The organism is Pseudonocardia sp. TRM90224, assembly GCF_021245725.1.
Taxonomy (GTDB): domain Bacteria; phylum Actinomycetota; class Actinomycetes; order Mycobacteriales; family Pseudonocardiaceae; genus Pseudonocardia.
The window spans coordinates 19702-27542 of sequence record NZ_JAJGSX010000072.1; the positions used below are offsets into that span (position 1 = coordinate 19702).

Here is a 7841-nt window from a genome sequence, read left to right on the forward strand (position 1 = left end):
GACTCACCGTGCTGGAACTGGCGACTCGCTTGCCGTGGCGGCCCAGAGGGCCGTTAGGGCCGTCCGGAGGGTTCTCTGTGGGCGCCAATCGAGCACCTCGGCCGCCAGGGTGATGTCGGCTTGCTGCCAGGGCACGGCGGCGGAGCGGCTCGACGCCTCCCCTACCGGACGCACGTCACCGCGGTAGCCGCTCAGCGCGACCAGTTCCTCGACCAGCTCTCCCGCCACCGTGGCCCGGCCGCTGCCCACATTGACCGTCGAGGCGGTCAACGTGGGGATGTGGACGGCGGCGACGACCGCGCGCGCGACGTCCCGGACGTCTACGAAGTCGCGGACCGCGTCCAGCGGCCCGACCCGCACCGCGTCGCCCTCGGCCTGCGCACGCCGGATCTCGGCCGCCAGCGCACCCGGGAGCCCGGTGGTGGGCGCCCCGGGGCCGACGGGGTTGGTGACCCGCAGCACGACCGCGTCGAGCCCGAACGCCTTGGCCGCCTCGACGATCCGCGTGCCGGCCAGCTTGCTCATGCCGTATAGGCCGATCGGGCGCGCCGGATCGCTCTCGCGGCTCGCGTGGCCGGGGTCGACCCGTCCGTACTCGGCCGCGGAGCCCAGGTGCACGAGCCGAACCGCCGAGCCCGCCCGGGCGGCCGCAGCCACCAGCGCGGCCGGCAGGTCGATGTTCGCGCTCGCCAGGTCGAGCGGGTCGGCACCGGTGGCGCCGGCGCAGTTCACCAGCGCCACCGGCGTGCCGTCGCCGTTGATCAGGTCAACTAGACGCTCGGGCTGCGACCGCCCGATGGTCGTGACGTCCGCGCCCGCGGCGACCAGCTCACGCCGCACGTGCCGCCCGATGTACCCACCCGCCCCGGCCAGCACCACCCGCATCAGGCACCTCGGAGCAAGCTCGCCTGCATAGAGCCGAACTCGGAGTTCGCCTGGTCGTAGTCGTCGGGCCGCCCGATGTCGAGCCAGTAGCCGTCGAACGCGTACACGGCGGGCGACTCGCCGCGGTCGAGCAGGTCGAGCATCAGGTTGTCGAACCCGAACGGCACCCCGGCCGGGTAGCGCTGGAGCGTGCGCCGGCTCATGCCGTACACGCCCATGCTGACCTTGTAGTCGATCGTCGGCTTCTCGACGAAACGGACCACGTGCCCGTCCTCCGTCGTCATCACCCCGAAGTCGATGCGCACCTCGCGCTGGTAGCCGGCCACCGTCATCGGCGCGTCGTGCGCGATGTGGTGGCGGAGCACGTCGGCGTAGTCGATGTCGGTGAGGACGTCGCCGTTCATCACCAGGAAGTGCTCGGGGAGCCGGTCCAGCATGCCCAGGACGGCACCGAGGGTGCCGAGGGGGAAGTCCTCGACGACGTAGTCGATCCGCAGGTTCCAGCGGCTGCCGTCGCCGACGAACGCCCGGATCAGGTGCCCGAGGTGACCGATGGCGAGCGTCGCGCTCTCGAAGCCGCGCTGGGACAGCTGGTTCAGCAGGATCTCCAGGATGCAGAACTCGTCGCCGACCGGCATCAGGGGCTTCGGCAGCCGGGTCGTGTAGGGCCGCAGCCGGACGCCCTTGCCGCCGGCGATGATCACTGCGTGCGGGCCGGGTTCGGTGTTCACAGCGAGTACCCACCCTGCCTGCGCAGCGCGGCGTCGCCGCGGTTCCGGAACCACTCGATCGTGCGGAGCAGGCCGGCCCGCCGATCCACGAGCGGCTGCCACCCCGTGCGCTCCTGGAGCGCGGTGGCGTCGCACATCAGCCGCATGACCTCGGAGTCCTTCGGGCGCGTCCGCCGCTGGTCCTCGATGACGATCGCGTCGGTCCCGACCAGCTCGACGATCTCCGTCGCGAGCTGTCCGATCGAGACCTCCACACCGGTACCGGCGTTGAACAGCTCGCCGACGACGCTCGACGCGGGCGCCGTGCCCACGGCGAGGAAGGCGCCGACGGTGTCGCCCACGTAGGTGAAGTCGCGGATCGGGTCGAGCGCGCCCAGGCAGATCTCCCCGACACCCGCGAGCAGCTGCTCGATGATCGTCGGGATCACCGCCCGCGTCGACTGGCGTGGGCCGTAGGTGTTGAACGGCCGCAACGTCACCGCCGGCACACCGAAGCTCAGGTGGTACGACTCGACCAGCTTGTCCGCCGCCACCTTCGACGCCGCGTAGGGCGACTGCGCCTGCAGCGGGTGCGCCTCCGAGATGGGCACCGTCCTGGCGGTGCCGTAGGTCTCGCTGGTCGACGTGTGCACCAGCCGCGGCACCTCGCGCTCGCGCACGGCGTCGAGGACGTTCAGGGTCCCGAGGACGTTCGTGTCCACGTAGGAACGGGGCGCCTCGTACGAGTACGGGATCGCGATCAGGGCGGCGAGGTGGTAGACGACCTGCGCGCCGTCGACCAGCGCCCCGACGCACCCGCGGTCCCGGACGTCACCGAGCTGCACGTCCACCTCGGCCAGCACGTCGGGTGGGAGGGTGTCGAGCCACCCCCAGGAGCCGAACGAGTTGTAGAGCACCATGGCTCTGACCCGGTGCCCGTTCCGGACCAGCGCCTCCACCAGGTGCGAGCCGATGAAGCCCTCGGCCCCGGTGACTGCCACGACGTCCGACATCTGCTACCTCCGTGAGTGGGATCTGACGAGCCGGTGGAACCCCGTCACCGGCCATCGGCGGTGCGGGGCGCGGGGACCGCCCCGTGGATCTGCGCGAGGCCGCGCCGGCGCCGCACGAACCGGACCGCCGCCAATGCGATGACGTGGCCGACGACGCATCCGGCGACGACCAGGGCCACCACGTTCACGCCGACCGCAGGCAGGACGCCGAGCAGCACGAGGAACAGCGCGCCGTACAGGAGCGCGGTGCCTACGCCGATCGCGACGGAGCGGAGGAACCGGTGCGGCGCCGCGAGCGGCTGCCGCGTCCGCCGCAGGTGCGGCGGGATCGGCACGGTGGCGGTGCCACGCGCGTTGCGGACGGCCAGCCCCACGATGCCCCGGAGCATCTCCGCGACGGTCCGGCTGATCTCGACCGAGCTGTTCGGATCGTCCAGGCAGTCGATCGGCACCTCGTGGATGCGCATGCCGTGGCGTTCGGCGACGCAGAGCAGCTCCGTGTCGAAGAACCACCGGTCGTCACGCACGACGGGCAGCAGGGTGTGCACGACCTCGCGCCGGCCCGCCTTGAACCCGCACTGCGCGTCGGAGAACCGGGCACCGAGCAGCACCCGAAGCAGGAAGTTGTAGGTACGGGAGAGGCACGAGCGCAGCAGCGAGCGGTGCACGCTCGACCCGCGGGCGTGCCGCGTGCCGATGGCGAGGTCGCTGTGGCCCGAGACCAGCGATGCGACGAGCGGGAGGAACCCGTCGAGGTCGACGGAGAGGTCGGCGTCCATGTAGGCGACCACGTCGGCGGAGCTGCTCGCCCACGCGTGCCGCAGGGCCAGACCTCGCCCCAACTCGACGAGGGTGACGACGCGGACGCCCGGCAGCTCCGCGGACAGCACCTCGCCGATCTCCCGACTGCCGTCGGTGCTGGCGCTCTCGGCGATCGTGATCAGGAAGTCGTAGCGCAGGTTGGCCTGCAGGTAGGCGTGCAGCCTGCGGACGTTCGTGTCGAGTACCGACGCCTCGTTCCGGATCGGAACGACGACCTCGATCAATGGGGTCCTCGACGGCGCCACCGCCGACGCCTCCATGGTCGCTGTCATGTCCTGTCCTTCCCTGCCCGTGTCAGGCGTCGACGCGATCGGGTGCTGTGCCGAGCATCGACGACCCGGAGGTGAGCGGACGTCCTCCGGCTTGCGCCCGGTGCCGGGGCCTGCGATGGGTGATCAACTGCATGCCGAAGGCGGGCACCTCGAAGCGAGGTGCCCGACACGGGATTGCGCGGACGACTCAGGGCACCAGACCGGTGAGTTCGGCGTAGCCGCCCAGCTGCAGGCCGAGGCGATCGACGGCGTGGCGCAGGCGGGGGTCGGTGAGCCCGGCGACCTCGGTCTCCCAGCCGTAGTTCCACGCGTAATAGGCGCGGTCGGCGGCCGTGGGCGTGCCGGGATGGCAGTTCACCTCGATGCTCGCGGCCGGGCCGGCGGCCAGCCGCGCGATCAGGGCCTGCAGCACGTCGTGGTCCAGCCGGCCGGCCTCGTCGAGGCCGCCGAAGGCTGCCGGGAACACCAGTCCCGCGGCCGTGAGGCGGGCGGCGAGCGCCCGGCTCCACCGGCGCACGCCGATGGCCCGCGGCCCGCGCGCGGCGCTCGTCGGCACGCGCACGGCCCGGATCCCGCGGCGCAGGGCCAACTCGGTGACGACCCGCGCCACCGGTGGGCAGAGGTGCAGGTGCTGGTGGGTGTCGAGGTGGCGGGGCCGCAGGCCCAGGTCGCCGATGAGCCGGTCGAGCTGGGCGCCGAACTCCCTGGTGATGTCGTCGGGGTCGACACGGCCCGCGGCCACGGCGAGCACGAACGAGCGCCAACTCATCCGGAACGACCCGCGGCGGTCGACCAGCGTCGGGATCTCCCGCGCGGTGAGCAGCGGGGGGTCCTCCCCGACGGCAGCGAGGTGGGCGCCGACCTCGAGTCCCGGCCGGTCGGCGAGCCAGGGCGCGGTGGTGGCCACCGCGGGGCCGGTGGCCAGCACCGACACGCTGGTGACGATGCCGGCGTCGTGGCAGGCCAGGATGCCTCGGGAGATCGCGGGCGTCAGGCCGTAGTCGTCGGCGTTGACGATGAGCAGACGGCGGGTCATCGCTCCCCCACCGGCGCCTCGGCCGGGGTGCGCCGGCGGCCGAACACCCAGTACCGCAACAAGACGAAACGGATCACCGTCGCAACGGCGTCACCGAGGTAGAGGACGGCGAGCTCGGCGATCCGCGACAGCCCGGAGCCGGCCAGCAGCAGACCCAAGCTCGTGCCGGTCAGGCTGAGCAAGAAAGTGAGGCCACCCTCCATCTGGTGGCGCAGCGCGTCCTGCCGCCCGCGCACCCCGAACGTGAACCGGCGGTTGGCCGCGGTGTTGAGCACGCCGGTGATGCCGAGGGCGAGCGCGTTCGCCGCGAGCGCGGGCATGACGCTGCGGAAGGTGAGGAACAGCCCGGCGTGGGTCACGACCGAGGCGACGCCGATCACCGCGAACCACACCACCTGGTTGCCCATCCCAGCGGGCGGCCGGGGCCGGCCCAGGTGGGCCGGGATCGTCACTCCGAACGTGCCGCGCATCTTCCGTCGGCTGATCGCGACGACGCCGCGGATCATGTCCGCAAGGGTCTGCGGTGTCTCGGCCGAGCCGCCCGGATCGTCCAGGCAGTCGATCGGGATCTCGTGGATCCGCATGCCGTGCCGCTCGGCCACGCAGAGCAGCTCGGTGTCGAAGAACCACCGGTCGTCGTGGACGCCGGGCAGCAACGCTTTGACCACATCCGCGCGGCCTGCCTTGAACGCGCACTGCGAGTCGCCGACCCGGACGCCCAGCAACACCCGCAGCAGGAAGCCGATTGCCCGCGCCAGCACGCCGCTGCTGTGGGCGGGCCGGTTGCCGGTCGCGAGGTCGCTGTGCCCGGAGACCAGCGGCGCGACGAGGGGCAGGAAGCCGGCGAGGTCGACGGGCAGGTCCGCGTCCATGTACGCCACGACATCGGCGTCGCTCATGCTCCACACGCGGCGCAGAATGGCGCCGCGGCCGTCCCCACCGACGTGCACGAACCGCACCTCGGGCAGGTCCCGCTGCAGCTCCGCCGCGCTCGTGGGGTCGGCGGCGCCGCTCCCGCCCGCCGCGATCGTGATGCGGAACGGGAAGGGGAACGTGCGCGTCAGGTGGGCGTGCAGCCTGCGGACGGTCGCGGCCGGGACGCTCGCCGCGTCGCGGATCGGGATCACGATGTCGGTCAGCGGACTCCGCGTCAGCTCGATCGGCGGATCTTCAACGGTGGCGGTCATGCACAGGCCCCTCGTTCAGCCGCGCTCGACGAGCGCAGGCGGTCGCGGTCTCGCCGAAGCGTCCTGCGCCAGGGCGGGAGGTGCGTCCTCTCGACTGCGCCCAACTCGACTGCGCCCCCACTCGACTGCGCCCCCACTCGACTGCGCCACGGCCGGGCGCAACGACGGAGAAGGACTGCCCACCCCGGTCGGCGACGCTTGAGGCCACTGGAGGGAGCGCCTATGTCCGCCTGGCTCGACGAGTGGAACGTGCGACAGGACGTCTACGTCGACGACACACATCGCGACCAGCACTTCCGGGCGATCGCCGACGCCGTCGTCGCGATGCTGCCGTCGCCCGACGCCCGGGTGCTCGACTACGGACCGGGTGATGCGCTGTTCGCGGGCGACATCGCGCAGGCGTGCCGGGAGGTCGTCCTCTGCGAGGCCGCCACCTCCATCCGGGAGCGGCTCGTCGCCCGCTTCGCCGGGCACCCCGGGGTCACGGTGATCGAGCCGGGCGAGCTGCCGGAGGTGGCGACCGGGTCGGTCGACCTGATGATCGTGCATTCGGTGGTGCAGTACCTCGACGCCGCCGAGCTCGACGCGCTGCTCCGCGATGCGTGCCGGCTGCTGAGCGCCGACGGCAGGCTCGTCGTCAGCGACATCGTGCCGCCCGATGTCGGCGTGGTGTCCGACGCGGCGGCGCTGCTGCGCTTCGCCTACCGCGGTGGGTTCCTGCGCGAGGCCGTTGCCGCGCTCGTGCGCAACGCGGTCTCCCCCTATGCCAGGGTTCGCCGCTCGCTCGGGCTGCAGCGCCTCGACGAGGCTGCGATGAGCGCGTGCGCGCGGCGGGCCGGCCTGACGGGGCACCGGATGCCGTCGAACCTGGGTGACAACCGGAGCCGGTGGGCGTTCGTCGCGCAACCCGCGACAAGACACCGTGACCGGTCCTAATCTTCCTTCGCGGTTCCACGGCGGACAGGCAGAACGGAGGAGCCCGTGACCCCGGTCTATCCCGCCGGGCGACCGTTGTTCTCCCTGTTGGAGGACACCGTCGTGATCGCCGGGCAGCACCGGCTGACCGTGCACGGTCGCTGGGGCGAGATCGACGTCCTCGACGACTGTCCCATGGTGCGCGAGGCGCTGCGCCGGATGGCCTTCGGCCCGGTGGCCTTGGAGAACATCCCGGTGCTGCTCGCCGAGTTCCACGAATGGCAGGCAACCGGCGTCTGCGGGACCCAATGGCCGAGGATGAAACGGACCCTCGACCAGCTGGGCGGATGCGTCGTCCCGTCGCTCGCGCTGCACGACGGCGCCGGCCCGATCCTGTCGCTCGTCCCGGTGCGGAGCGACGCCGCATTCCGATGGCCGCAGATCGACGACGACGAGCCCGTCTCGATGGCCGCGGGGGTGCGGCTCGAACGCGCGGGCGACGAGGACGTGCTGATCAACCCGGCGCTCTCCTACCGCGTCGTCCTCCACAGGCCGCACGTGACCGAAGTGATCAAGCTGCTGCTCCCCGGCCCGACGACGGTGAACGACCTGGCCCGCCGCCTGCAGATAGGGCCGGAGAGAGCGGCCGACATCGTCGCCTACCTCGCGAGTGGCGGGTTCGTCACGGCGGCCGGGGTTGGCCGTTGACAACGACGTTTTGGCTGTTGTTAGCGCTAACAAACGACCAGAACGTCGTTGTCGACGCTCACCCCCCACCAGATCCGGCCGCGAGTCGGGGCAACACCGTGCGCGAGTCGGGGTGGGCGAATGGGTGAGTCGCGCGATCCGGAGCAGTGAGTCGACACTTCCGGCACGGTGAGTCGACACCTCCGGCACGGTGAGTCGACACCTCCGGCACGGTGAGTCGACACCTCCGGCACGGTGAGTCGACACCTCCGGCACGGTGAGTCGACACCTCCGGCACGGTGAGTCGACACCTC

At 71.9% G+C, this 7841-nt stretch carries 8 protein-coding genes; 2 read left to right on the forward strand and 6 right to left on the reverse strand.

What is annotated here, in order from left to right; translation table 11 throughout:
* Positions 1-3 precede the first annotated feature (3 nt).
* The 6 genes from LL648_RS42025 to LL648_RS42050 all read right to left on the reverse strand — a co-directional run bounded on the left by LL648_RS42025 (position 4) and on the right by LL648_RS42050 (position 5925).
* On the reverse strand, positions 4-885 hold the full coding sequence (locus LL648_RS42025; protein ID WP_232668578.1) for an NAD-dependent epimerase/dehydratase family protein: 882 nt from the start codon (positions 883-885) through the stop codon (positions 4-6).
* Positions 885-1616, reverse strand: coding sequence for a sugar phosphate nucleotidyltransferase (locus LL648_RS42030; protein ID WP_232668579.1), 732 nt, complete (start codon positions 1614-1616; stop codon positions 885-887). Before LL648_RS42030 ends, LL648_RS42025 begins: the two co-directional genes overlap by 1 nt.
* A complete protein-coding gene (locus tag LL648_RS42035) occupies positions 1613-2608 on the reverse strand; it encodes a GDP-mannose 4,6-dehydratase (protein WP_232668580.1) in 996 nt (331 codons plus the stop codon). Before LL648_RS42035 ends, LL648_RS42030 begins: the two co-directional genes overlap by 4 nt.
* A gap of 44 nt (positions 2609-2652) precedes the next feature.
* The gene (locus LL648_RS42040) at positions 2653-3702 is read right to left on the reverse strand and encodes a glycosyltransferase (protein WP_232668581.1); all 1050 of its coding nucleotides are present in this window, start codon (positions 3700-3702) and stop codon (positions 2653-2655) included.
* Between the two features lie 187 nt (positions 3703-3889).
* Positions 3890-4738 carry a ChbG/HpnK family deacetylase gene (locus tag LL648_RS42045; protein ID WP_232668582.1) on the reverse strand — a complete coding sequence of 283 codons (849 nt, stop codon included), beginning with the start codon at positions 4736-4738 and terminating at the stop codon, positions 3890-3892.
* On the reverse strand, positions 4735-5925 hold the full coding sequence (locus LL648_RS42050) for a GtrA family protein (protein WP_232668583.1): 1191 nt from the start codon (positions 5923-5925) through the stop codon (positions 4735-4737). Before LL648_RS42050 ends, LL648_RS42045 begins: the two co-directional genes overlap by 4 nt.
* Before the next feature lie 222 nt (positions 5926-6147).
* Here LL648_RS42050 and LL648_RS42055 point away from each other — a divergent pair, with 222 nt between their 5' ends.
* Together LL648_RS42055 and LL648_RS42060 are read left to right on the forward strand one after the other, a co-directional pair.
* Entirely contained in the window at positions 6148-6861 is a 714-nt protein-coding gene (locus tag LL648_RS42055) for a class I SAM-dependent methyltransferase (RefSeq protein WP_232668584.1), read from the forward strand.
* 45 nt (positions 6862-6906) lie between these two features.
* Positions 6907-7548, forward strand: a complete 642-nt coding sequence (locus tag LL648_RS42060; RefSeq protein WP_232668585.1) for a hypothetical protein — start codon at positions 6907-6909, stop codon at positions 7546-7548.
* Positions 7549-7841: the final 293 nt, after the last annotated feature.

Coding starts and splice junctions, on each gene's coding strand:
- LL648_RS42035 (WP_232668580.1), bottom strand. CDS start 2,608: ATGTCGGACGTCGTGGCAGTCACCGGGGCCGAGGGCTTCATCGGCTCG.
- LL648_RS42050 (WP_232668583.1), bottom strand. CDS start 5,925: ATGACCGCCACCGTTGAAGATCCGCCGATCGAGCTGACGCGGAGTCCG.
- LL648_RS42045 (WP_232668582.1), bottom strand. CDS start 4,738: ATGACCCGCCGTCTGCTCATCGTCAACGCCGACGACTACGGCCTGACG.
- LL648_RS42055 (WP_232668584.1), top strand. CDS start 6,148: ATGTCCGCCTGGCTCGACGAGTGGAACGTGCGACAGGACGTCTACGTC.
- LL648_RS42040 (WP_232668581.1), bottom strand. CDS start 3,702: ATGACAGCGACCATGGAGGCGTCGGCGGTGGCGCCGTCGAGGACCCCA.
- LL648_RS42025 (WP_232668578.1), bottom strand. CDS start 885: ATGCGGGTGGTGCTGGCCGGGGCGGGTGGGTACATCGGGCGGCACGTG.